Origin of the sequence: Mesorhizobium sp. XAP4 (assembly GCF_029269325.1) — a bacterium.
Classification (GTDB): domain Bacteria; phylum Pseudomonadota; class Alphaproteobacteria; order Rhizobiales; family Rhizobiaceae; genus Mesorhizobium; species Mesorhizobium ciceri.
Genome location: NZ_JARIXW010000007.1, coordinates 188,626 through 212,430, shown reverse-complemented (window position 1 = coordinate 212,430; position 23,805 = coordinate 188,626). Strand labels below are relative to the sequence as shown.

Sequence of the window (23,805 nt, the reverse complement as noted above, 5' to 3'; positions counted from 1 at the left end):
GAACAGCCAATTGTGGCCGAAATGCCGCAAGACGCGCCAAAAGCGCGTGATGGTGCCATCCAACTGCCAACTTGCCTTTATGCCAGCGCCCCTTCGGCCGCCTCGCGCGACGAAATGACCTTGTCGATGAGGCCGAAATCCTTGGCTTCGTCGGCGGTCATGAAATGGTCGCGGTCGAGCGTTTTCTCGATCTCTTCATAGCTCTTGCCGGTGTGCTTGACGTAGACCTCGTTGAGGCGACGCTTCAGCTTGATGATATCCAGGGCATGGCGCTCGATGTCGGACGCCTGGCCCTGAAAGCCGCCGGAAGGCTGGTGAACCATGATGCGGGCGTTCGGCGTGGCAAAGCGCATGTCCTTGTGACCGGCAGTCAGGAGCAGCGAACCCATCGAAGCCGCCTGGCCGATGCAGAGCGTCGACACGGCCGGCTTGATGAACTGCATGGTGTCGTAGATCGCCATGCCCGAGGTGACGACGCCGCCCGGCGAATTGATGTAGAGGTTGATTTCCTTCTTAGGATTCTCGGCTTCGAGGAACAAAAGCTGCGCGCAGACCAGCGTCGCCATGCCGTCCTCGACCGGACCGGTGATGAAAATGATGCGCTCCTTGAGGAGGCGCGAGAAAATGTCGTAGGCCCGCTCGCCGCGATTGGTCTGTTCGACCACCATCGGAACGAGGTTCATGTAGGTTTCGACGGGGTTCTTCATCAGGTATCTCTTATCTCGCGGTGGGATTCCGGCGCCGGGAATGCCGGCAGATCGGGCAGAATCGGTTCTGGATCGTTATTCCGTAAATAGGATGCCGGCTCGTCCTTGTGCAAGGCCGACCCCTCCTAGCCATCTGGGTAAGTCGAATCAAGCTTTCTGACCAAGGATTCGCGGCGGCGGATGCTTCCGCGGGTCCGGAGCCGCATCGCCGGCCCCGCAACGTAGCAGTTTCTTAACCGCGTCACTTAACGAAATGCGCCGAAACCGCTTTTTTCCGAGACGGCTTCCTCTACAATTCAACGTTGAACTTATGCATAGAGTTCAACAGGGGGAGTGTCATGCCCGGGAAAACCGCATGCTTCACCATTGCCGGGCTGACCGTGCTCGGCACGATTTCGCAGACGGCGGCCGGCGGCCGCGCCGTCGAATGTTATGAGCCGGTCCGCAGTCCGGCCGTCTATGACACGGTCTATGAAGACGTGATGATCAGTCCGCCCGGTCAGCAGGTCGACTATATCGCCCCTATCTATGGCACGCGCGAGCGCGTCGTGATGACCGTTCCGGCGCAAGTGACCTACCAGATCGTACCGGCCGTCACCCGCACCGTCTACCGTACGGTCCGGGTCGATGGCGGCGGCTATTCCTGGGAATGGCGCGTCATCCATGGCCGCAAGGTGCTGTGCAAGGTATGGCACAAGGCGCGCTACGAACGCGTCGCAGAGACCATCGTGATCCAGCCCGAACGCACGCGGCGCGTCGTCATTCCCGCACAATATGACAGCATCGCCGAGGAGGTGCTGGTGCGGCCGGAACAAAGGCGCGTCATCGATGTCCCCGCCTCCTACCAGGCCGTCGCGCGTCGTGTGTTGGTCCGCGAAGGTTTATCGGGCTGGCGGCGGGTGCATATTCCCAGGCATTGCCAGGATTAGCGCGCATGGCGTACCCTGCGTCGCAGCGGATCTCCGTTGGGCTGAGGGCATGCGCGACCTGGAAATTTCCAATCAGGAATTGTCAGACCTTGCCGAAGAAGCCTTGGCGCTTGCCAAAGGCTATTGGGCCTCCCTCGAGGAACGTCGGACGTATCCCACGACCAGCGGCAAACAGACGACGGAACTCTTCTCGCGGCCTTGGCAGGAGAGCGGTCGTGGTCGGGAAGTCTTGCAGGATTTCAAGTCGATAGCGGAGCATGTGCGGCCTTCAACCGGCAGGTTCTTCGGTTATGTCGTCGGCTCCGGCGAACCGATCGGCGCGCTGGGGGAATTGCTGGCTGCGGTGCTCAATCAGAATGTGACGTCGTGGCGCTCGGCACCGGCTGCGACATCGATCGAACGCGCCGTCGTCGAATGGTTGGCGGAGGCTGTCGGTTGCCCCGGATTTACAGGCAGCCTGTGCGGCGGCGGCTCGACGGCGAACCTCATGGCCCTGGCGATGGCGCGGGAAGCGAAGCTGCCAGCCAACGAAACAGGCGTGCGACCGTGCGTGATCTATGCTTCCGAGCAAGTGCACATGTCCATTCCCAAGGCCGTGGCGCTGTTGGGGATCGGTAGAAAAAATCTCCGTTTGATCCCTGTCGACGACAAATTCAGGATGCGGACGGATGCCCTCCAGGCAGCTATTGCCGCCGACCGCGCCATCGGCAACATGCCCATCGCCATCGTGGCCACGGTCGGCACCATCATCTCCGGTGCGATCGATCCCCTTCCCGAAATCGCAGACATTGCCTGTAGGGAAGCGTTGTGGATGCATGTCGATGGGGCCTATGGGGGACTGGCGGCGCTGGCCGTCCCGGAAAAGTTCCAGGGACTGTCTTTGGCGGATTCGCTGTCGCTCGATGCGCACAAGTGGCTCTATCAGCCACTCGATTGCGGCTGCCTGCTCAATCGTCACCCAGACATTGCGCGCACGACTTTCTCGCACAGCGACGACTACGTCAGGATATTGAGCGAAGACCCAACGGAAGCATTTGCATTCTTTGAAGAGTCGATCGAACTGTCTCGGCGCTTCCGTGCGCTGAAGCTCTGGATGTCGCTGCAGTATCACGGGCGCCGTGCCTATCGCGAAGCCATCGCGCGCGATCTCTACCATGCCCAGATGCTGGCACAGGCAATCGCTTCACAGCCGGAGCTTGAGCAGCTTGCGCCGGTATCGCTAAGCGCGGTCTGTTTCCGTCACCGCTCTAAGGACAACGAAGCGATCCTGCGCCGCGTGATCGCGCGCGGCCGCGTGTATCTGTCGAATGCAACGATCAACGGTCAGTTCGCGCTGCGGGCGTGTTTCGTCAATCACAGGACGACCTTGGATGACGTGCGGGCGATTGTGTCCGAAGTCATTGCCGCCGCAGACGAACTCAATCATTGAACCGCTGCGGATTTGGCCTCGTGTTTCAGGCGACCTCCGCCCGCAGCCATGCCTTCAGACCGGCGATATCCCCATCGCCGACAGCAGCGGCAACGCGCCTGCCGACCGCAGCGCCGAACTTGTAGCCGTGGCCGGAGCATGCCGAGACAACAAGGCATTTGCCCTTTTCATGCGCCATGAATTTTTCGTCTGATGTGAAAGTGTAGGCGCAGGTGACGACTTCGGTCACCTGATACTCTTCGATGCGGGCGATCGGCGGCGAAAACAGGTTGCGGATCGCCTCGCCCTCGCCCGCCACCGGCTCGCGGTTCCAATCGGCGTCGCTGGTCGGCACCTTGTGCAGCCCGGACCCGAACTTCATGCCGGCGCCGCCGGAGGGCGGGATCACATAGCCGTCGATCGCGCCGCCGACATCGAGCACGACCGGTGCCGCCTGCCAGGCCGCCTTGAGGTCGGCCGGCGGTTCGACATAGGCAAGTGCGGTTCGATAGGTCTTCAATTCTCCATCCAGTTCTGGAAACAGTTTTAGCACCCAGGCGCCGGCGGCGACGACGATGCGGTCGGCCTGCATCGTCGAGCCGCTTTCGAGCACGATGTGGCCGGCTTCGGCGTCGACCTCGACCACCTTGCTGTTTTCGTAGACATTGGCGCCGTTGGCGCGCAGCCACTTTGCCAGGCCGGACGCGATCTTGCGGCAATGCAGGGCGCCGCCTTCGGTCGAGAAATAGGCGTAGCGAAACGACCCGGCTTCCAGAAACGGCCAGCGTTTCACGGCTGCATCGGGCTCCAGCAGTTCGAACGGAAAATTGCCTTCTTCCAGGCCCTCGCGATATTCCTCGGCCTCGTCGCCGGGCTCGCGCGAAATGCAGACAAATCCTCTGGGATCGAGGTGGCTTTCGCCGAGATCGGCCCACATCTCGTCCCAGGCCTGGTAGGCTTCGGTGATCAGCCGGCCGTAGCCGGTCCCCGCGCGATAGGCGCGGCGGATGATGCGATGATGGTCGCCCGACGCGGCCAGCGGGTTCGGGATCGGCCCCTGCTCGACGACCGAAACGCTGTGACCCGCCTTGACCAGCGACCACGCCGTCGAGAGGCCGGCAATACCCGCACCGACAACGATCACCTTCATCAAATCAGACTTTCCGCAGCCTTGTCGGCTGGCTCAACGCATTGGGTTGCGGGCGCCAACATACGGTCTGGAACCGGACTGGCAAGCCGCGCTATTGGTCTGGCATGAGCAAATTGACGCCACCCGGCCTGGTCTTTGATCCAGCCACGCGACACCTGCGGCTCGATCCGCACGAGCCTGCCTTTTTTCAGAACCCGTACGAGGCCTATGCATTTCTGCACGGCGCATCGAATGCCTTCTTCTGGGAAGAATTCGGCTTCTGGTGCTTTGGCGGCTTCGACGACGTCAACCGGCTGCTGCGCGACCGCCGTTTCGGCCGCCAGAATCCGGCCGGCATTCCAGACAGTCGCGGTATCGGACAGGACCGTAGCCATCTCAGGGCTTTCGACGGCATCGAAGCCAATTCGATGCTGGAACTGGAGCCACCCGTCCACACGCGGCTCAGAACACTGGTGAACCGTGCTTTCGTCTCACGTCAGGTCGAACGGCTGCGGCCGCGCGTCGAAGCGCTCGCCAACGAACTGATCGACCGTTTCGAACCGGGCAAGACGGTCGACCTGCTGCCCGCCTTCGCGGCGCCCTTGCCGATCACCATCATTGCCGAAATGCTCGGTGTGCCGGTCGACATGGGGCCGCAACTGCTCGACTGGTCGCACCAGATGGTTGCCATGTACATGCATGGCCGCACGCGCGCGATCGAAGAGACGGCCAACCGTGCCGCCAGCGAATTTGCGGATTTCCTGCGTAGCTACGTCATCGAGCGACGCAGGAATCCCGGCGACGACCTGTTGTCGCTGCTGATCTCGGCTCAGGAGGACGGCCAAAAACTGTCGGAGGACGAGATGGTGTCCTCGGCGATCCTGCTGCTCAATGCCGGTCATGAAGCGACAGTGCATCAGACCGGCAACGCTGTCCGTTCGATCCTTATGCAAGGCGGCGATGTCAGCCGCTTCTTCGGCTCACCCGAAGCGACCGCGGCAACGGTCGAGGAATGCCTGCGCTTCGACGCGCCGCTGCACGTGTTCACGCGCTATGCCTATCAGGAGACCGAAGTCGCACCTAGCATTGTCGTGCAGCCGGGCCAGACGATCGGGCTGCTGCTGGGCATGGCCAATCACGATCCGCGCGCCTTTGCAGAACCGCAAGCCTTCCGGCCCGATCGTGCGGATCAAAAGAACGTCTCCTTCGGCGCCGGCATCCATTTCTGTATCGGTGCGCCGCTGGCCCGGCTCGAATTGCAGGTGTCGCTGCAAACCTTGTTCGAACGCCACCCAAGGCTGCATCTTGCCGAAAGACCAAGCTTCCGCGACACTTACCACTTCCATGGGCTGGAAACGCTCGCCGTCGGTTTTTGAGGACCGCGGGGCCGCCGGCCTATTTCACCATGGCGCCAGCCGCAACCACAAGGTCGGCTCACCGGACCGCCCACGATGCCCTTCCACGACAAGGCACCGGAAGCTGTCTCAGCCAGTTCCAGCGAAATAGTCATACGCAGGCAGCACAAGCTTGGGGGAGAGCCTGAAGGCCGTTGCTGGCAGCCCCTGTCGATCCATGCCAAATCGCAAGATCGGTCGAGCGCGATATATCCGGAAAGGCCTAACTGGTGTCGTCACGGAGAAAGAGACGTTGAAGGCCGCACTTGAAAACTACCAAGCCCGAATGCAGCGGGTGCTAGACCATATAGACCAGAATCTGGATGACGATCTGGGGCTGGAGGCGTTGAGCGGTGTCGCGGCGTTCTCGAAATATCATTTCCACCGGCAGTTCACGTCCACCTTCGGGGTGTCCGTGCATCGCTATGTCCAGCTCGCCCGCATGAAGCGTGCTTCGTACAGACTTGCCGAAAGTGACGCCCAAAGCGTCACCGACATAGCCATGGATGCCGGTTACGACGCGCCGGATGCCTTCGCCCGCGCCTTTCGGCAACGGTTCGGACAATCGCCGTCGTCGTTCCGGAAGTCTCCCGACTGGGGGTCGTGGCTCATGGCCTTCGGGCCCCTCGAAAAAGCAAGGAACACGCTTATGCAGATAATCTTTGAACACGACGACGTGACGATCCGCGATGTGCCCCCGACGCCGGTGGCGATCATGGAGCACCGCGGAGACCGGGCGACGCTCCAGGACACCATCCAGCGGTTCATCGCCTGGCGTAAGGCGGCGGGCTTGTCGCCCGAGACAAGCCCGACCTTCAACGTCTTCCGTTCCGAAAGGGAGCCCGCGGTCCCGGCTGACTACAGCATGGACATTTGTGCCGGGACAGACCGGCCGATCGAGGCGAATGACGGGCAGATGAAGGCTGGCGTGATCCCCGGCGGGCGCTGCGCGGTGCTGCGCTACCCTGGCAATACCAACAATCTCGAACCCGCAGCACTTTATCTTTATCGTGAATGGCTTCCGGCCAGCGGCGAGGAAGCACGCGACTTTCCGATCTATTGCCAACGACATCTGTCCCACTTCCCGGAGGGCCCGCTACGCGAAGTGGTCGTTGAACTCTTTCTGCCTCTGAAATAGCTCGGCAGGACAGCGGTTTGTCCCCCCGATCGCGAGCATCATGGCGACGCGAGATCAAAGCTTGATCACATACTCCTTGCGAGTCGTTTCAAGCACTTCCCAGCTGCCCTTGAAGCCGGGCTTCAGCACAAAGCTGTCGCCGGTCTTGACGGTGCGCGCTTGCCCACCGTCCTCCGCGATCACCGAAACGCCGGACAGGATGTGGCAGAACTCCCACTCGTCATAGACGATGCGCCATTTGCCCGGGGTCGATTCCCATATGCCGGCATAGAGGCCGCCGTCGCGCTCCTCGACATTCCAGGTGCGGAATTTGGGATCGCCCGAGATCAGCCGGTCGGGCGCCGGTGCACCCTGTTCGGCGTCGACAGCGTCGACGCCGATGGAAAGAAATTTCGACTCGCTCATGATCGGTCAGACCTTGGCTAGCGCCTGTTCGAGGTCGGCGACGATGTCGTTGACGTCCTCGATGCCGATCGAAAGCCGCACCGTGTCCGGTCCTGCGCCGGCCTTGACCTTCTGCTCGTCGGAAAGCTGGCGGTGCGTGGTCGAAGCTGGGTGGATGACCAGCGACTTGGTATCGCCGACATTGGCGAGGTGCGAGAACAGCTCGAGCGCCTCGACGAATTTGACGCCCGCGTCATAGCCGCCCTTCAGCGCGAAGGTGAATACGGCGCCGGCGCCAAGCGGTGAGTACTTCTTCTGCAGCGCGTTGTTCTTGTCTGAGGGCAGGCCGGGGTAATTCACCGATGCGACCTTGGGGTGGTTGGACAGCCAGGCGGCAACCGTCACGGCATTGTCGCAGTGGCGCTGCATGCGCAGCGGCAGGGTTTCCAGGCCGGTCAGGATGAGGAAGGCGTTGAACGGGGAGATCGCCGGGCCGAGATCGCGCAGGCCGAGCACGCGCGCGGCAATGGCGAAGGCGAAATTGCCGAAGGTTTCGTGCAGGACAAGACCACCATATTCGGGGCGCGGTTCCGACAGCATCGGGTATTTGCCCGATTTCGACCAGTCGAAGGTGCCGCCGTCGACGATGGCGCCGCCGATCGAATTGCCGTGACCGCCGATGAATTTGGTCAGCGAATGGACGACGATGTCGGCGCCATGCTCGATCGGCCGGATGAGGTAGGGCGAGGCCAGTGTGTTGTCGACGATCAGCGGCAGGCCGTGCTTGCGCGCGATGTCGCCGATCTTCTCGATGTCGACGAAGGTGCCGCCCGGATTGGCGAGGCTTTCGATGAAGATCGCCTTGGTCCTGTCGTCGATCTGGCTTTCGAAGGTCGAGATATCGTTGGTGTCGGCCCATCGCACCTCCCAGCCATAATTCTTGAAGGCATGGCCGAATTGGTTGATCGAACCGCCGTAAAGCTTGTTGGCCGCGACGAAATTGTCGCCCGGCTGCATCAGATTGTGGAACACGATCACCTGCGCCGCATGGCCGGAGGCGACCGCGAGTGCCGCCGTGCCGCCTTCAAGGGCCGCCATGCGCTCTTCCAGCACCGCCTGCGTCGGGTTCATGATGCGGGTGTAGATGTTGCCGAAGGCCTTCAGCCCGAACAGCGACGCGGCATGGTCTGCATCGTCGAAGACGAAGGAGGTCGTCTGGTAGATCGGCGTGGCGCGCGCGCCGGTCGCCGGATCGGGCTTGGCACCGGCATGGACGGCGAGCGTGTTGAAACCTGGCGTGCGGGTCACTGAAAACCTCCCTTTTGAAACTCTTGAAATCGCCGGGCATTCTTGGCGAAGCATGAGCGCGAATGCAAAGAAGAAAATACCCTTCGGCTAGCGATCTGCGGCCGAGGCCCGAGAAAATGCGCTGGCCTAAGGAATAATTTTGCGCCTAAGGCGCATCGCGCGTCAGGCCTTGCTTTTGGTGCACGTCGTTATCCCAAAACCGCTGCGCACTTTTGAGCGACGTGCACTACTTCTGCCGCACGCCAAAACTCTGGAATCCCGACCGCATCAGCGGCTTCTTCGACGACAGCACGCCGGAATTGACGCCGGTCCAACCGATCTCGCCGGACAGCTTGCCATATTCGATCTTGGGGCAGCGGTTCATCACCACCTTGATGCCGGCGGCCTCGGCGCGCGCGGCTGCTTCGTCATGGCGCACGCCAAGCTGCATCCAGATCACTTTCGGCAAGGGATCGAGCCGCAACGCCTCGTCGACGATGCCGGGCACCGCCGCCGGCGCGCGAAAGATGTCGACCATGTCGATCGGCTCCGGAATATCGGCGAGCCTGGCATAGGTCATCCGGCCGAGGATCTCCTTGCCGGCCTGGCCAGGATTGATCGGAAACACCGAAAATCCCTTGGCCAGCAGATATTTCAGCACGAAATAGCTTGGCCGCACATCATTGGCGGACGCGCCGACCATGGCGATGGTCTTCACCGAATTGAGGATGCCGGCAATGTAAGTGTTGTCGTAGCTATCGTGGTTCATGCGGCTTCCTGCGGTAGTGGTATCGGTAAAGTTCACGGCTGAACCCAAGCGAGGCATAGAGAGCGCGGGCCGGTGTGTTGTCGGCCACCACCTGCAAGCATGCGGCGTGAGCCCCTGCCCGCCGCGCCCAGCCGATGAGGCCGCCGACGGTCTTGCGGCCCAGGCCTTGCTGCCTGAAACGGCCATCGGTTTCAACCGATTCCACCACAAGCAGGCCATTGCGGATGACACCATAGGCCAGGGCGGCAATTTGGCTGTCGCGTTCATAGGACACAAACGCCCGGTCGCCGACGATCAGCCCGGTCATCTCGCGAAAGATGCGGCGCTCGGCGTCGTCAAAGGCTCCCATGCGGAACCGCGCCGCGAGCCAGTCCTCGCCCGGCACCTTCAAAACGGTGACCTGCTCATCGCGAAATTCAGCCAGGTCGCCGATCCCGGCATGGAGATGGATCGTGCCGCCTTCCGGCTGGTAGCCGCGATGGTCGAGAGCGGCTTCGAGCTCGCCGGCGATGCCGGGAACCCGAAACAAGGGCGTCTGGCCGTGGCCGATGTAGAAGGACTCGGCGGCGTCGATGACTGCATCAGGCGCGCCACGCTCGCCGCGCAAGGGATTGGCCGAATTGGTACGCCGGATCCGTCCGCCCGATCGCCGCAGAAGCCAGCCATCAACCAACGTCTCGGTCGCCGCCGGCCAGCCTTCGCGGCACGCCTGCTCGACGCGCCAGTTGAGGTCATCATCGCCGGCGCTCACGCGTCATCCTCCCGCAGCGCTTCCTCCATAAAGGCCTGCGGATCGGTGCAGAAGTCGCGCATCATGCGAAAATGATCGGTATCGCTGAAATCCGTGGGATCGAGCCCGAACCGGCTGATGCGGAACAGCCGCGCGCCAGGACAAGCCATCAGCAGCGGCGAATGCGTCGCCATGATCACTTGCGCGGTGCCCGACTGGTCCATGCGCCGCAGCATCTTGAGCAGCTCGATCTGTCGCGTCGGCGACAGTGCGCTTTCGGGTTCGTCGAGGATGTAGATGCCTTGCCTGCGGCAGCGCTCCTCGAAAAAACGGATAAAGCCCTCGCCATGCGACCAGGACAGGAAGTCCGGCGGCGGGGGCCTGAAAGGGTCTTCCAGTGCCGCCTGATCGAGATATCGGGCCACGGAGTAGAAGGATTCGGCGCGAAAAAACCAGCCGGCGGTGACTTTCGGCAGCCAGTGACCGCGGAATGCGTTGGCCAGCGCGGCACCACTCTTGTCGATGGCGCTGGAATGGTCGACCGGCCTATATCCCTTGCCGCCACCGGCTTCGTCATAGCCGGCCAGCGCACCGATCGCCTCGAGCAGCGTCGATTTGCCGGTGCCGTTCTCGCCGACGATGATGGTGATCGGCGTGGTGAATTCGAGTTCGAAGTCGTGGCCGCGAAACAGCGGCAGGTTCCATGGATATTTTTCCCAATCCTCGACCCGCACGGCATCGAGCAGGATGCGCTTCAGATAGGGAGCCTTGAGCCGCGTCAGCTGCTTGCGATGGGCCATCAGCCAGGTAGCGAAATCGTGCCGTCTTCCGCGATCGGAAAGGCCGGATTGTGCGCCACTTCCCAGACATGCCCGTCGGCGTCGGCGAAGTAGCCGTACCAGCCGCCCCAGAAGGCGCGGCCGGCCGGCTTGACGATGCGGCCGCCGGCTTTTTCCGCCCTGGCGAGCACGTCGTCGACTTCAGCGTCGGAGCGGGTGTTGTAGGCGAGGTAGACCGCCGATGGCGCCGCGGCGAAGGCGATGCCGGAATCCTCTTCTGCGCTGGCACGTGGGAACAGACCAAGAATGACGCCGCCCATCTGGAAGAAGGCGACACCGTCGGTGATACCGGCATGCCGCTTCAAGCCCATAGCCTCGTAAAAGCGCACCGCGCGGTCCAGATCATCGGTGGCGATGGTAATGATAGAGATTCGCGGCTCCATGGTGCTGCTCCTATTCGTCCGTCCATTCCGGCTTGCGCTTGCCGATGAAGGCGCCGATGCCTTCCTCGGCGTCGCGCGCGAGCATGTTTTCGACCATGATCCGGCCGGTATAGGTGCAAGCATCCGCCAGCCCCATTTCGGCCTGCGCGTAAAACGCCTCCTTGCCCGTCTTGACCACCAAAGATGATTTGGAAGCAATGGTTTGCGCGTATTTGGTGACGATCTGATTCAGATATTCACGCGGCACGACGCGGTTGACCAGGCCGAATTCCTTGGCGGTTGCCGCATCGATGGTCTCGCCGGTCAACAGCATCTCCATCGCATGCTTGCGCGAGACGTTGCGCGACAGCGCCACCATCGGCGTCGAGCAGAACAGGCCGATGTTGACACCCGGCGTACAGAAGGTCGCCTCATGCGAAGCGATCGCCAGGTCGCAGCTGGCGACCAGTTGCAGCCCAGCGGCGGTGGCCAGGCCGTCAACCTCGGCGATGACAGGCACTGGATGACGCACGATCGCCTGCATCAGCGTCGCACAAGCGGCAAACGTCTCTGCGAAAAAGGCCTTGCCATGATCGGCGTCAGTGCGGCGCGCGGTCATTTCCTTGAGATCGTGGCCGGCGCAGAACACCTTGCCGGCAGCCGACAAGACGATGACGCGAACGGCCTTGTCGGCCCTGGCGCGCTCGAGTTCGGCCGTCAGCGCCGCCATCACTGCCAGCGACAGCGCGTTGGCAGGCGGATTGGCGAGTGTGAGGCGCAGCACGCCCTTGTCCAGTTGTGCAACCACCGGACCCTCAACGGCGGCAGGCTTGATGGCAAGGATTTCGGCCATGGATAAGGTTCTCCGCGATTCCGCTGGGGCTGCCAGACTATCTAATACCGGATCAGGTTTCGTCCAACACCGATCGCTTGCGCCAGGGGACGAAGGTTGTCAGAAATGCCGCGCTGCGCTCATACAGGCCTGGCGCAAAGCGAGAGACTAAGACATGCCCGCCCAGACCAACCTCAAGCCCGTGCTGACCGCGCAACAAGTCAATGCGCTGATGGAAACCGTCTATCCGCAGCTCAATGAGCAGTTCAAATATTTCGAGGCGATCGACGTGTTCCCGGGCGGCTGCACCGTGCGGCTCAACGCCGGCGAACGGCATTTGCGTCCCGGCGGCACGGTGTCCGGCCCCTCGCTGTTCACGCTGGCCGACATTGGCGGCTACGTCTGCGTGCTCAGCCATGCCGGGCCGGATGCGCTTTCGGTCACCGTCAACCTCGACATCAATTTCGTGCGCAAGGCCGAGGCAGGACCGATCGACGGCCATTGCCGCATCCTGAAGCTGGGAAAGAGCCTGATGGTGTTCGACATCGACATCGTTGCCGGCCCGGACGGACACACGGTGGCGCACGCCACCGGCACCTATTCGATCCCGCCGAAGCGGAATGGTGATGTGGTAAAATAGTACCTTTTGCTCAAGTTATTGTTTTTGCTACATTTTACCTGATATCTACCTTTTCGTTCGCCTTGACGCGGTCACCACCCTCGCCTATAAGCCTCCACGAAGCAGCGGCCCGCAAAGGCCGCCGTTTTGTTATTGGCGGCGGGCAAGCACCTTTCGCCAATCCAAGCAACAAGAAACGCCTTCTCTTATGAAGGTCAGAACCGAGAGCAGAAAACATGACAACCTTTTCGCAGAAGCCTGCGGATGTGGTGAAGAAGTGGATCCTGATCGACGCCGAAGGTCTCGTCGTCGGTCGTCTGGCCACTGTCATCGCCAATCATCTCCGCGGCAAGCACAAGCCGACCTTCACCCCGCACGTCGACGACGGCGACAACGTCATCGTCATCAATGCCGACAAGGTGGTGTTCACCGGCAAGAAGTTCACCGACAAGGTCTATTACTGGCACACCGGCCACCCAGGCGGCATCAAGGAGCGCACCGCGCGCCAGCTGCTCGAGGGTCGTTTCCCCGAGCGTGTCGTCGAGAAGGCCGTTGAGCGCATGGTCCCGCGTGGCCCGCTCGGCCGTCGCCAGATGAAGAACCTGCGCGTCTATGCAGGTGCCGAGCATCCGCATGTCGCCCAGCAGCCCGTCGTGCTCGACGTGGCCAAGCTGAACGCCAAGAACAAGAAGGTCGCATAAGATGGCTGAGCTTTCCTCGCTCGCAGAACTGGGCGCCGCCACCGGCAACACCAATACCCAGCCGGCGGCCCCCGTCCACGTCCAGAAGCTCGACAAGTCGGGCCGCGCCTATGCCACCGGCAAGCGCAAGAACGCCATTGCGCGCGTCTGGGTGAAGCCGGGTTCCGGCAAGATCATCGTCAACGACAAGGAATTCGCGACCTATTTCGCGCGTCCGGTCCTGCAGATGATCCTCAACCAGCCGATCATCGCCTCCAACCGCGCCGGCCAGTACGACATCGTCGCGACAGTCGTCGGCGGCGGTCTCTCCGGCCAGGCTGGCGCCGTGCGTCACGGCATCTCCAAGGCGCTGACCTACTACGAGCCGACGCTGCGCGCCGTGCTCAAGAAGGGCGGCTTCCTGACCCGCGACAGCCGCGTCGTCGAGCGCAAGAAGTACGGCAAGGCCAAGGCCCGTCGTAGCTTCCAGTTTTCCAAGCGCTAAGCATTTCGCAGCTTCAGACAATCGAAAAGGCCGCCTCCGGGCGGCCTTTTTGTTTGCGGCTCGGCAGTCACCCCACCCACGCCTACGGCGCGACCTTCCCATCGAGGGGAGGTAAAGAGCACGGCGCCCTACCTCCCCTCAATGGGAAGGTCGGCGCGGAGCGCCGGGTGGGGTGATGGCGCCGGAAAACAGGTCAGGCCTTGCCGCCCTTGATATAGTCGATGAACGCCCGCAGCGGGGCCGGAACCAGGCGCCGGCCGGGATAATAGAGAAACGGTCCGGGAAAACTCTGCCACCACGGTTCGAGCACGGGCTCAAGAGCGCCGCTGTCGAAGTAAGGGCGCAGCCAGCCCTCGAACAGGCCGATGATGCCGGTGCCGGCAATAGCCGCGTCGACGGCAAGATCCGTCGCCCCGCCGATCCGCACGATCAAGGGGCCTGTCGGATCGACCCGCACCACCTCGCCGTCTCGCTCGAATTCCCACGGCAGCATCGCACCGCTGGCAAAGCGCCCACGCACGCAGGAGTGGCCAAGCAGGTCGCTCGGGTGTTGCGGCCGGCCATGGCGAGCAAGATAGGCAGGGCTGGCGGCGGTGGCGAAATGCTGCACGCGCGGCCCGATCGGCACCGCGATCATGTCCTGTTCCAGCCGCTCGTCATAGCGGACGCCGGCATCGCAGCCGGCCGCCAGCACGTCGACGAAGTTCTCGTCGGCGATCACCTCCAGCCGGATACCGGGATAGGCGGCGAGGAAACCCGGGACGATATCGGGCAATATCAGCCGCGCAGCACTGACCGGCACGTTGAGACGCAACGAGCCCGCCGGCCTGTCGCGAAAACCGTTCACCACGTCCAGCGCCGCCTCCACCTCCGACAGCGCCGGGCCGAGCCGCTCCAGCAGGCTGAGGCCCGCCTCGGTTGGGACAACGCTGCGCGTCGTGCGGTTGAACAACCTGACACCGAGCTGCACTTCCAGGCGACGCACCGCCTCACTCAGGCCGGAGGCGCTGCCGCCGCTCGCACGCGCGCCGTCGCGAAAGCCGCCGGCGCGCGCCACCGCCACGAAGGCATTCAGATCGCTGAGGTCCATCATTGTTCGCCATTCCGCACGGCCTGTGTGGATTGTACCGGATTATCACGAGGTTGGGCAGCGCCTATCTCTGCCTCCTCATAGGAGATCAATCATGTACAACATCCAACAATCCGGCACCTTCGCCCCCGCCGCCTTCAAGCTTGGCAGCCGCACCGTGAAGCGGCTCGGCTACGGTGCCATGCAACTCGCGGGACCCGGCGTGTTCGGGCCGCCCAAGGATCATGACGCGGCATTGGCCGTGCTGCGCGAGGCGATTGCGCAAGGCGTCGACCATATCGATACCAGCGACTTCTACGGTCCGCACGTCACCAACCGGCTGATCCGCGAGGCGCTGGCGCCCTACCCCCAAGATCTCGTCATCGTCACCAAGATCGGTGCCCGGCGCGGCGCGGATGGATCGTGGCTGCCGGCCTTTTCCGCGGAAGAGCTCACCCAGGCGGTACACGACAATCTCAGCAATCTCGGGCTCGAGGTGCTCGATGTCGTCAACCTACGCATCATGTTCGATACCCATGGCCCCGCCGAGGGATCGATCGAAGCGCCGCTCACCGTGCTGGCCGAGCTCCAACAACAGGGTCTGGTCAGGCACATCGGGCTGAGCAACGTGACGCCGGCGCAGATCGCGCAAGGACGGGGGATCGCCGAGATCATCTGCGTGCAGAACCAGTACAATCTGGCGCATCGCGGCGACGATGCCCTGATCGACGATCTTGCCCGCGATGGCATCGCCTATGTGCCGTTCTTCCCGCTCGGCGGCTTCAACCCGCTGCAATCCTCCACCCTGTCGGAAATCGCGGCGCGCCTCGGCGCCACGCCAATGCAGGTCGCGCTCGCCTGGCTGCTGCGCCGCGCGCCCAACATCCTGCTGATCCCCGGCACATCGTCGGTCGGGCATCTCAGGGAGAACCTCGCTGCGGCTGAACTGGAATTGCCACAGGATGCGCTCAGCGAACTGGACGGCGTGGCGCTAGCGGCTTGAAGCTAACCAATCTCCCCCCTCGTGAGGGAGATTGGCAGCGTCAGCCGCCGCTTAATTGATGCTAGCCGTATTCGCCGGCTCAACCGGCCGCGCCTCGTCGGCATAAGGCACGCGAAAACCATTCGCGGCCAGCCAGTCGATTGCCGCCTTCGGCTCGTCGGTCTGGATGATGGTGGCGCCGCGATCGGCCCAGAAACCCCAGCTTTCGCGCGGCAGGCTGGCCTGCACCGCCAGTTCGTCGCCGCGGCCGCCGGCGAGGAAGCCGCCCGGTTTGTTGGCGATGGCGTAGGTGTCGGCCCAGATGTGCCAGTTGCCCCTCACAGCGGCCGCGCGCATGCGCGTGCTGAACAGCGGCCCGCCCGTCTCGGTCAGCGTCTCGGCGCCTGCCCGCCAGTTGATCAACTCGATCGCGCGCGGCGAGAAGGCGCGGTCGACCGTCCCGGCGAAACCGGCGTCATGCACCGCGTCATCGGCGATGATCGGCATGAACTGGAAGCCGCCGCCAATGGTCTCCATGGCGGCCTTGACCTGGAAATCCGTTGTGAATTCCACAGGTTCTCCTTGACGATGACCTGTTCGGCCATGCCGAGATCGCGAGCGACCGCAATCATGCCCGGGAGGGCGCCGACGTCGAGCTTGTTGTCGAGGTTGATGAGGATCCGGTCTCTGGTCGCCATCAGCATCTCGCGCAGCGTCGAGACTGTTTCACCTCTCGCCGCACCGGTGCCTTCGACCACCAGCCGGCATGTCTTCAGTTCGGCCAGCGTGTATTTGACCACCTCGCCCTTGCAGGTCGTGGTGCGGTCGAGCCAGCTGTCATGCATGACCACGAACTCGCCGTCCTTCGAGCGCCTGATGTCGACCTCGACGATTTCGGCGCCCATGGCGATCGAGCCCTCCACGGCGGCAATCGAATTTTCCGCGTAGAGCGTCTTGCCGGCCTGCATGCTGCCGGCGCGATGCGCAGCCACCATGACGTGATCGCGCCATTGGTTGGCATGCTCGAAGCGGTCGAGGATCTGTCTGGCGCGGGTCTCGCCGGCCAAGGCCTGGCCAGAGGCGGCTGCCACGGCCGTGTAAAGCAGAAAACTCAGCCAGATGGTCCGCATCGAGAATCGCTCCTTGCCGGATCGACACCCGGATAGGCGACGCCCGTGACATCTGGGTGAACGAAGCCGGCTAGCGGAATACTCGCAGCAGGTGCGTCAGATGCGTTTCGAGAGCCTGCGGAACCACGCCATGGCCGGCATCTCGACAAAACGCCAGGTGATCCAGGAGGCGGCAATGGTAGCGGCGAGCATGACGACGATCGCCACCGCCCCCGTCCAGCCGGCACCGAAGCCGGTGGCAGGCTGGCCGCGCAGCATGAAGTCGCCGATCAGGCCAAGGCCGAGCTTGCGCTCGACGAGCCCCGCGACGTTGATCAGGCGCGCCTGGACGAAGATATGGACCATGTAGATCGAATAGGACAGCGCGCCGAGCGTCAGCATGAACGGGGCTCTGAGCAAGGCGCTGATCCAGCCACCCTCATGGGCGAACAGAAACAGCGCCAGCGCGAACACCAGGGGTGCCGCGATGCCGAAGTCATTGTCGCCCGCCAGCGAAACGAAAAGCACGATGACGGCCACCATGACGATTTCGGCAAGGGTCCAGTCCATGCGCGGGCCGCCCCTGGCGAGAGCCTGTCGCGCCCCTGCAATGGAATCATGCTGAAACCAGGCCAGCAAGGCGCCGAGCGAGAAGCCGTACAGGCAACGGATGAAGCCGAAATCGAAGGACACATCCATATGATGGGTCGAGAAGCCGAGCAGGAACAGCGGCGCGGTGACGGCGGCCGCGACGAACCATATCCAGGCGCGCGCGCCGGCGACGAAGACCACGCCGGCAAACAGGAGATAGGCGAAGAACTCGGCCGAAATGCTCCAGCTCGGCGCATTCCAGGTCAATTGATCCTCGAAGCCGACACCCTGCAGCAGAAGGAGATTGGCAAGCAGGCTGTTGAGGTCGAAGCCGCCGGTGAAGGGGGCAGCCCCCGTGCCGTGCAATTGCGGCAGCATCAGCCGCAGCAGCTCGAAACCGGCGAAGGCGGCAAGCATGAGCAGATGCAGCGGGTAGATGCGGCCGAAACGGACCAGGGCGAAACGCGCGACCTGTCCCGGTTGGTTGAGCCGATCGCCGTAGCTGCTGGCGATGACGAAGCCGGAAAGGACGAAGAAGAAATCGACGAACAGGTAGGACGAACCGATGAAGGCGCTTTGCGAAATCGTCGAACCGGTAGGAAAGTGAAACAGCGCCACCAGAAGCGCGCAGATGCCGCGCCACGAATCGAGGACCAGGAAGCGTTCGCCGGCGACCGTGCCGGTGTGGGTCGACGCCGCGGCACGGGTGGGGTTGAGAAACGCGGTCTGCGTCATGATGATACAATCCTGTCTTGCCGTGGCACTCGGGCAGCGCCATTCCGTCTCGCCAAGCTATGACTGGCATCTTCCGTGCCGGTTCTGTAGTTGTTGCAACCCGATGAAAAACGAGGATCCGTAATGGCGAACCACACCATCGACAACGCCTTCACCGCCCGTTCCAAAACGGGCGCCGCGTTTGAGCCGACCTATTCCGGCGCGCTGTCGTTCATGCGGCGCAAATACACCAAGGACGTGAAGGGCGCGGATGCGGTGGTGTGGGGTATTCCCTTCGATGCCGCCGTCACCAACCGGCCTGGCGCCCGCTTCGGGCCGCAGGCGATCCGCCGTGCCTCGGCGATCCTCGACAACGACCCGCAGTATCCCTTTTCACGCGATCTGTTCGAGCATCTGGCGGTCGTCGACTATGGCGATTGCCTGCTCGATTCGGGCAACCATCAGAAGACGCCCGGCACGATCGAGCGCGAAGCGGCGAAGATCCTCAAATCAGGCGCCTTCCTGTTGACGCTCGGCGGCGATCATTTCGTCACCTGGCCACTGCTCAAGGCGCATGCCGCCATCCATGGTCCGCTCGCTTTGGTGCAGTTCGACGCCCACCAGGACACCTGGCCGGACGACGGCAAGCGCATCGACCACGGCTCCTTCGTCGGTCGCGCCGTCAAGGAAGGCATCATCGATCCCGACCGGTCGATCCAGATCGGCATCCGCACCCATGCGCCCGACACGTTCGGCATCAAGATCCTCCATGGTCATGAAATCGAGGAGATGCGGGCGTCCGACATTGCCTACGCCATCGTCGACCGCACCGGCGGCAAGAAGACCTATCTCACCTTCGACATCGACTGCCTCGATCCGGCCTATGCGCCCGGCACAGGCACGCCGGTTGCCGGCGGGCCGTCCTCGGCCAAGATCCTGTCGACGCTGCGCCAGCTCAACCAGATCGATATTGTCGGCGCCGATGTCGTAGAGGTTGCGCCGGCCTATGATCACGCCGATATAACGGCAATCGCCGGCTCGATGGTGGCCATGCAATATCTCGGTCTGCTTGCTGAACGGAAAGCCCGGCTTGAAGAGCTGAACAACGGCCATCACAATGGTGCCGCAGTGATTCAAGGCCAGGGCATATAGTCTTGAAAATTCAGGGAATTTGAACAACCCATGAAACCGAAAATCTTCATCGACGGCGAACACGGCACCACTGGCCTGCAGATCAGGGCGCTGCTTGCCGAGCGCGGTGATCTGGAGATCATTTCCATCCCCACCGAGCGTCGCAAGGAAGCGGCGGCACGTGCCGAGTTCCTCAATGCCGCCGATGTCGCTATCCTGTGCCTGCCCGACGACGCAGCGAAGGAAAGCGTCTCGCTGATCGCCAACGACACCACCAGGGTCATCGATGCGTCGACCGCGCATCGCGTGGCGGAGGGCTGGGCGTATGGTTTCGCCGAGATGGACAAGGACCAGGCAAAGGCGATTGCCTCGGCAAAGCGCGTCGCCAACCCAGGCTGCTGGCCGCAGGGACCGATCGCGACGCTACGGCCGCTGGTCACAGCAGGCCTGCTGCCGGCGGATTTTCCGATCACCGTCAACGGCATTTCGGGCTATTCGGGCGGCGGACGGCCGATGATCGAGGACTACGTCGCCAAGGGCGAGGACGCCTCGGAATTCCTGCCTTACGGCCTCACCCTGCAGCACAAGCACGTGCCGGAATTGAGGGCCTATGCAAGGCTGTCGCATGATCCGATCATGCAGCCGGCGGTCGGCAATTTCGCGCAAGGCATGATCACCGTGGTGCCATTGCAACTCGGCGGCCTCGACCATGTGCCGACCGGTGCGGAGCTGCATGCGGCGATTGCCGACCATTTCGCCGCCATCAAGGGCGGTGTGGTCGAGGTGGCGCCCTATGCGCATTCGGAGCGCATGCCGGAGATCGATCCGGAGATCTACAACGGCACCAACCGGATGAAGGTCTATGTCTTCGCCAACGACAAACGGGCGCAGGCCCTGCTGCTGGCGGTCTACGACAATCTCGGCAAGGGCGCCTCGGGTGCCGCCGTCCAGAACATGGATCTGATGCTCGGCCTCTGATGGATACGCCAGCCTTTCCGGCGCGCTGGAAAGTCAGCGCGCCCGAACTCATTGCCGAGACCTTTTCGAGCCGCATCTGGAAGGTTTTGCGCGAAGACGGATCGCCGGCGATCGTCAAGGCGCTGAAGCCTTTCGATGACGTCGCCGACGAGTTGCGCGGAGAGCACTATCTCGCCTGGCGGCGCGGCGAAGGCGCGGTGCGTCTGCTCGGCCGCGACGGCCACAGCATGCTGCTCGAATATGCCGGTGAAACCCTGCTGCAGCAGGTTCTCGACGAACAGGGCGACTTTGCCGCGACCGCAATCGCGGCGGAGCTGATGCCAAAACTGTTTTCACGGGGGAAAGCCCCCTACCCGTCCGAGCTTCAGCCGCTCCGGGAACGCTTCGCCAGCCTGTTCGACAAGGCGAATACCGATCGCGACGCCGGCCTTGACAGCCTCTATGTCGAGGCAGCCGTCATCGCCGAGCGGCTGCTGGCCGATCCGCACGACATCAGGCCCCTGCATGGCGATCTGCATCACGAAAACATCCTGCACGGGCCGCGCGGCTGGCTGGCGATCGATCCGAAGGGCGTGCTCGGCGATCCCGGCTTCGACGCGGCGAACATGTTCTACAACCCGCTCGACCGGGACGATCTCTGCCTCGATCCGAAGCGGATCGCTGATATGGCCGAGATCTTTGCCAGAACACTGAGCCAGACACCGACCGCTATCCTCGATCATGCCATTGCCTATGGATGCCTGTCGGCGTCCTGGCATCACGAGGACGACAATGCGGTCGAGGAGAATCGCGAAATGTCGATCGTCAAGGCGATCCGGGCGGTGCGGGCAAGCTTCTGATCCGACCCAGTAGATCGGCTCGGGATCAGCCCCTGAGCGCTATTCCCGTCGGCAAGGGATAGGCGCCCTTGGTGCCGCGCCAATGGGCTGCTGCAAAGCCCAGCACGATCAGCGCAAATCCCTGATGGGTCAGCGCCATATGCAACGGCACATGCATGAGCAGCGTGCCGACGCCGATCGAGGCCTGCACCAGCACCAGTAGAAACAGCAGCGTCGCGCGGCGCGCATGCGTCGAGCCTGGCAGCCGCCGGCGCGTGGCGATCATGTGCCACAAGGCCACGACGAATACCGTGTAAGCGCCAAGCCGATGGACGAACTGCACCGTCTTCGGGCTCTCGAAGAAGTTGCGCCATGCCGGCTCGAGGATCAGCAGATCGCCGGGAATGATCTTGCCGTCCATCAGCGGCCAGGTGTTGTAGCTCAGGCCCGCATCGAGCCCGGCGACCAGGCCGCCGAGATAGATCTGGATCAGCGCCAGCAGCACGATGAAGCCGGCCAGCCTCTGCGTCGACCTATCGGCGGCAGGCTCGGAATGCGGCGCCAGGCCGTGCGCGACCACCATGGTGGCGGTGAAGATCAGCGCGGCAAGCGTCAGGTGGGTCGCCAGCCGGTACTGGCTGACGGAGACCCGGTCGACCAGGCCAGAGGCCACCATCCACCAGCCGATGGCGCCTTGCAGGCCGCCAAGCAGCAGAATGCCCACGAGTTTCGGACCCAGGCCGCGCTCGATGCGGCGCGTTGCCCAGAAAAACAGCAGCGGCAAGGCGAAGACCAGGCCGACGCTGCGCGCCAGGATGCGATGCGCCCATTCCCACCAGAAGATCGATTTGAACGCTTCGATGCCCATGCCCTTGTTGAGCTCGGCATATTGCGGGATCTGCTGGTAGAGCTGGAATTCCTCCTGCCACTCGGCATCGTTGAGCGGCGGGATCACGCCATGGATCGGCTTCCACTGCGTAATCGACAGGCCGGAATCGGTGAGCCTGGTGGCGCCGCCGACCAGCACCAGCGCAAACAGCACCAGAAGCACCACATAGAGCCAGGCGCGCAGCAGCGCCCGGTTATGCAGGTCGCGGTCGCGGGCGACGTATGGCGCGGCAGCTGATATGGCAGCCATGATCTTGTCCCGGCAGGTTGATTTGGCGGATTGGTGGACCATCGCACCCGTGCTGGCAAGACCATCCGGCGCGGCACGCCGTCGCGCCGCGTCTCACCGGTTGCGCAGTCTCGCCTCAAGGCCTATGCGAGGCCGTTACCCCTTGAGCCTGCCAGGCCGCCTGTGCAAATTCCGGCATGCTCGATCAGGAGACCAACCATGCCCCTGCGCCTGAAAAAGCTGATCGGAATGTTTCTGCTGGTGGCGCTGGTCATCATCTATGCGCTGGTCGCATCGATCTTCGCGGTCGCCCGGCTGTCGGAGTCGGGTCCGTGGGTGCATTTCCTGTTCTTCCTGCTCAGCGGCCTGCTCTGGGTGCTGCCGGCAATGGGCATCATCAAATGGCTGATGCTGGAGCCGAGGGCCAAGCGCTAGGCGAAACCGCCAGCGTCAGATGGTGACGACCATCTTGCCGGCATTGGCGAGCGGCGTCGTCACGCCCGACAGCATGGTGCGAATGTGGGCGAGGCTCTGATAGCGGCCGTTGACGGAAATGCGCGGCAAAGCATGCAGGAACCCGGCATGTTCGGCGCGCAGCACGCCGTGGCGTGTCGTCACGGCAGAGGTGTAGCCTGCGTCACGGGCAAAGCCGACTTCGCGACAGCCTACGGCACTCGCATAGCCATAGGGGTAAGCGAAATGGCGGGGCTCTTCGCCCAGTTCGGCCAGCAACATGGCGCGCACGGCGCCGATCTCGTGCCGGGCATCGGCTTCGGAGAGCCGCTTCAGATTGCTGTGGTTGATCGTATGGGCGCCGATCGTCACCAGCGGATGCGCGGCGATGCGGCGGATTTCGTCCCAGTTCATCAGTGTCCGCAGGCGCGGACCGTCGGCGTCGATGCCATTTGCGCGAGCCAGGTCACGCAACACCGCCTGCAGGTCCTTCTCGCGGATTTCGGAGGTGAGATAGGCGTGCAGGCGTGCATTGGCCTGCAGCTTCTTCGCGGGGGTCGAGCAATCGATCGTCAGCGGACCCTTCGGCCGCGTCAGCGTCAAGGTATCGCGCGCATTGACGATGTCCTCGACAACGTCCCACCACAGGTCGGCTGTGCCGTTGATCAGCCCGGGCGCGACATAGATGGTGATCGGCGCGCCGTGCTTCTCCAGCACCGGCAGCGCCTCGACCATGTTGTCGCGATAGGCATCGTCGGCGGTGATCGTGGCAAACTGACCGCCTTTGCCGCCCGCCTTGATGCGCTCGACGGCTTCGTCCATGGAGACGAAGGCATAGCCATGCGCCTTCATGTCGGCGATCATGGCATCGAGGAACCCGGGCGCGATATTCAGATGCCGGTTGACGCCGTCCGGCTTTTCCGGCGTCGCGGTAACACGGTGCAGCATCAGGATGGCGCCAATGCCGCCGATGAACGGTTTGGCCAGCGGTGCAAGGCCGGTATAGCGGGCGACGTTCAGCGCCAGTTTCCGGATTGCCTCCCCGCCGTCGATCATTCATTCACCTTTTGCGCCTAGGCTGATCCAAGCACGGAATGCGCCTATGCGAACCCCCAAATCGCGACCAATACG

At 63.0% G+C, this 23,805-nt stretch carries 25 protein-coding genes and 1 pseudogene; 12 read left to right on the top strand and 14 right to left on the bottom strand.

Annotated elements, in window-relative coordinates:
* Nucleotides 1-77: 77 nt before the first annotated feature.
* Nucleotides 78-707, bottom strand: coding sequence for an ATP-dependent Clp endopeptidase proteolytic subunit ClpP (clpP, locus tag P3C39_RS27270; protein ID WP_013532191.1), 630 nt, complete (start codon nucleotides 705-707; stop codon nucleotides 78-80).
* A 338-nt stretch (nucleotides 708-1,045) separates the two neighbouring features.
* Between clpP and P3C39_RS27265 the strand changes: the two genes are divergently transcribed.
* Both P3C39_RS27265 and P3C39_RS27260 read left to right on the top strand, forming a co-directional pair.
* Nucleotides 1,046-1,636 carry a hypothetical protein gene (locus P3C39_RS27265; RefSeq protein WP_275954675.1) on the top strand — a complete coding sequence of 197 codons (591 nt, stop codon included), beginning with the start codon at nucleotides 1,046-1,048 and terminating at the stop codon, nucleotides 1,634-1,636.
* A gap of 49 nt (nucleotides 1,637-1,685) precedes the next feature.
* Nucleotides 1,686-3,065 (top strand): pyridoxal-dependent decarboxylase, encoded by a 1,380-nt coding sequence (locus tag P3C39_RS27260; protein ID WP_275954676.1) that lies wholly within the window; start codon nucleotides 1,686-1,688, stop codon nucleotides 3,063-3,065.
* 25 nt (nucleotides 3,066-3,090) lie between these two features.
* On the opposite strand, the gene P3C39_RS27255 is transcribed toward P3C39_RS27260, so the two are convergent.
* A complete protein-coding gene (locus tag P3C39_RS27255; RefSeq protein ID WP_275954678.1) occupies nucleotides 3,091-4,194 on the bottom strand; it encodes an FAD-dependent oxidoreductase in 1,104 nt (367 codons plus the stop codon).
* Nucleotides 4,195-4,298: 104 nt separating this feature from the next.
* Here P3C39_RS27255 and P3C39_RS27250 point away from each other — a divergent pair, with 104 nt between their 5' ends.
* Nucleotides 4,299-5,549 carry a cytochrome P450 gene (locus P3C39_RS27250; RefSeq protein ID WP_275954679.1) on the top strand — a complete coding sequence of 417 codons (1,251 nt, stop codon included), beginning with the start codon at nucleotides 4,299-4,301 and terminating at the stop codon, nucleotides 5,547-5,549.
* 271 nt (nucleotides 5,550-5,820) lie between these two features.
* Nucleotides 5,821-6,705 carry an AraC family transcriptional regulator gene (locus P3C39_RS27245; protein WP_024504597.1) on the top strand — a complete coding sequence of 295 codons (885 nt, stop codon included), beginning with the start codon at nucleotides 5,821-5,823 and terminating at the stop codon, nucleotides 6,703-6,705.
* A 54-nt stretch (nucleotides 6,706-6,759) separates the two neighbouring features.
* Here the strand turns inward: P3C39_RS27245 and P3C39_RS27240 are convergent, their stop codons facing one another.
* The 7 genes from P3C39_RS27240 to P3C39_RS27210 all read right to left on the bottom strand — a co-directional run bounded on the left by P3C39_RS27240 (nucleotide 6,760) and on the right by P3C39_RS27210 (nucleotide 11,929).
* On the bottom strand, nucleotides 6,760-7,110 hold the full coding sequence (locus P3C39_RS27240; RefSeq protein ID WP_013532197.1) for a cupin domain-containing protein: 351 nt from the start codon (nucleotides 7,108-7,110) through the stop codon (nucleotides 6,760-6,762).
* Between the two features lie 6 nt (nucleotides 7,111-7,116).
* On the bottom strand, nucleotides 7,117-8,397 hold the full coding sequence (locus P3C39_RS27235) for an O-acetylhomoserine aminocarboxypropyltransferase (protein WP_024504598.1): 1,281 nt from the start codon (nucleotides 8,395-8,397) through the stop codon (nucleotides 7,117-7,119).
* A gap of 226 nt (nucleotides 8,398-8,623) precedes the next feature.
* A complete protein-coding gene (locus P3C39_RS27230; protein ID WP_024504599.1) occupies nucleotides 8,624-9,145 on the bottom strand; it encodes a CoA-binding protein in 522 nt (173 codons plus the stop codon).
* Nucleotides 9,132-9,896 (bottom strand): GNAT family N-acetyltransferase, encoded by a 765-nt coding sequence (locus tag P3C39_RS27225; protein ID WP_024504600.1) that lies wholly within the window; start codon nucleotides 9,894-9,896, stop codon nucleotides 9,132-9,134. The genes P3C39_RS27230 and P3C39_RS27225 overlap by 14 nt, the downstream gene beginning before the upstream one ends.
* The gene (locus tag P3C39_RS27220; RefSeq protein ID WP_063167785.1) at nucleotides 9,893-10,675 is read right to left on the bottom strand and encodes an AAA family ATPase; all 783 of its coding nucleotides are present in this window, start codon (nucleotides 10,673-10,675) and stop codon (nucleotides 9,893-9,895) included. The genes P3C39_RS27225 and P3C39_RS27220 overlap by 4 nt, the downstream gene beginning before the upstream one ends.
* Entirely contained in the window at nucleotides 10,675-11,097 is a 423-nt protein-coding gene (locus P3C39_RS27215) for a VOC family protein (protein ID WP_027162400.1), read from the bottom strand. Before P3C39_RS27215 ends, P3C39_RS27220 begins: the two co-directional genes overlap by 1 nt.
* A 10-nt stretch (nucleotides 11,098-11,107) precedes the next feature.
* Nucleotides 11,108-11,929, bottom strand: a complete 822-nt coding sequence (locus P3C39_RS27210) for an enoyl-CoA hydratase (RefSeq protein WP_275954681.1) — start codon at nucleotides 11,927-11,929, stop codon at nucleotides 11,108-11,110.
* A 154-nt stretch (nucleotides 11,930-12,083) separates the two neighbouring features.
* On the opposite strand from P3C39_RS27210, the gene P3C39_RS27205 reads away from it, so the two are divergent.
* The 3 genes from P3C39_RS27205 to rpsI all read left to right on the top strand — a co-directional run bounded on the left by P3C39_RS27205 (nucleotide 12,084) and on the right by rpsI (nucleotide 13,712).
* A complete protein-coding gene (locus P3C39_RS27205) occupies nucleotides 12,084-12,548 on the top strand; it encodes a PaaI family thioesterase (protein ID WP_027162402.1) in 465 nt (154 codons plus the stop codon).
* 215 nt (nucleotides 12,549-12,763) lie between these two features.
* Nucleotides 12,764-13,228 (top strand): 50S ribosomal protein L13, encoded by a 465-nt coding sequence (rplM, locus tag P3C39_RS27200; RefSeq protein ID WP_013532205.1) that lies wholly within the window; start codon nucleotides 12,764-12,766, stop codon nucleotides 13,226-13,228.
* A 1-nt stretch (nucleotide 13,229) separates the two neighbouring features.
* Complete coding sequence (gene rpsI / locus P3C39_RS27195) at nucleotides 13,230-13,712, top strand: 30S ribosomal protein S9 (RefSeq protein ID WP_023810272.1); 483 nt, start codon at nucleotides 13,230-13,232, stop codon at nucleotides 13,710-13,712.
* A gap of 193 nt (nucleotides 13,713-13,905) precedes the next feature.
* On the opposite strand, the gene P3C39_RS27190 is transcribed toward rpsI, so the two are convergent.
* The gene (locus P3C39_RS27190) at nucleotides 13,906-14,805 is read right to left on the bottom strand and encodes a LysR family transcriptional regulator (RefSeq protein ID WP_275954682.1); all 900 of its coding nucleotides are present in this window, start codon (nucleotides 14,803-14,805) and stop codon (nucleotides 13,906-13,908) included.
* A gap of 91 nt (nucleotides 14,806-14,896) precedes the next feature.
* Between P3C39_RS27190 and P3C39_RS27185 the strand changes: the two genes are divergently transcribed.
* Nucleotides 14,897-15,784, top strand: a complete 888-nt coding sequence (locus tag P3C39_RS27185; protein ID WP_064995430.1) for an aldo/keto reductase family oxidoreductase — start codon at nucleotides 14,897-14,899, stop codon at nucleotides 15,782-15,784.
* A gap of 51 nt (nucleotides 15,785-15,835) precedes the next feature.
* Here P3C39_RS27185 and P3C39_RS27180 read toward each other — a convergent pair.
* Both P3C39_RS27180 and P3C39_RS27175 read right to left on the bottom strand, forming a co-directional pair.
* Nucleotides 15,836-16,893 (bottom strand): annotated as a pseudogene (locus P3C39_RS27180) (glycerophosphodiester phosphodiesterase family protein).
* Nucleotides 16,894-16,989: 96 nt separating this feature from the next.
* Nucleotides 16,990-18,198 (bottom strand): acyltransferase, encoded by a 1,209-nt coding sequence (locus P3C39_RS27175; protein WP_024504663.1) that lies wholly within the window; start codon nucleotides 18,196-18,198, stop codon nucleotides 16,990-16,992.
* 123 nt (nucleotides 18,199-18,321) lie between these two features.
* On the opposite strand from P3C39_RS27175, the gene speB reads away from it, so the two are divergent.
* Genes speB through P3C39_RS27160 form a run of 3 tightly spaced genes read left to right on the top strand, consistent with a single transcriptional unit; the run spans nucleotide 18,322 to nucleotide 21,125 of the window.
* Nucleotides 18,322-19,329: an agmatinase gene (speB, locus tag P3C39_RS27170; RefSeq protein ID WP_275954683.1), complete on the top strand. Its 1,008-nt coding sequence runs from the start codon at nucleotides 18,322-18,324 to the stop codon at nucleotides 19,327-19,329.
* A 30-nt stretch (nucleotides 19,330-19,359) separates the two neighbouring features.
* Entirely contained in the window at nucleotides 19,360-20,286 is a 927-nt protein-coding gene (gene argC, locus P3C39_RS27165) for an N-acetyl-gamma-glutamyl-phosphate reductase (RefSeq protein WP_275954684.1), read from the top strand.
* Nucleotides 20,283-21,125: an aminoglycoside phosphotransferase family protein gene (locus P3C39_RS27160; RefSeq protein ID WP_275954760.1), complete on the top strand. Its 843-nt coding sequence runs from the start codon at nucleotides 20,283-20,285 to the stop codon at nucleotides 21,123-21,125. Before argC ends, P3C39_RS27160 begins: the two co-directional genes overlap by 4 nt.
* A gap of 25 nt (nucleotides 21,126-21,150) precedes the next feature.
* Here P3C39_RS27160 and P3C39_RS27155 read toward each other — a convergent pair whose 3' ends face one another.
* A complete protein-coding gene (locus P3C39_RS27155) occupies nucleotides 21,151-22,242 on the bottom strand; it encodes a COX15/CtaA family protein (protein ID WP_275954685.1) in 1,092 nt (363 codons plus the stop codon).
* A gap of 198 nt (nucleotides 22,243-22,440) precedes the next feature.
* On the opposite strand from P3C39_RS27155, the gene P3C39_RS27150 reads away from it, so the two are divergent.
* Entirely contained in the window at nucleotides 22,441-22,656 is a 216-nt protein-coding gene (locus P3C39_RS27150; protein ID WP_013532215.1) for a DUF2842 domain-containing protein, read from the top strand.
* Between the two features lie 15 nt (nucleotides 22,657-22,671).
* Here P3C39_RS27150 and P3C39_RS27145 read toward each other — a convergent pair whose 3' ends face one another.
* Nucleotides 22,672-23,730 (bottom strand): polysaccharide deacetylase family protein, encoded by a 1,059-nt coding sequence (locus tag P3C39_RS27145; protein WP_064995435.1) that lies wholly within the window; start codon nucleotides 23,728-23,730, stop codon nucleotides 22,672-22,674.
* Between the last annotated feature and the right edge of the window lie 75 nt (nucleotides 23,731-23,805).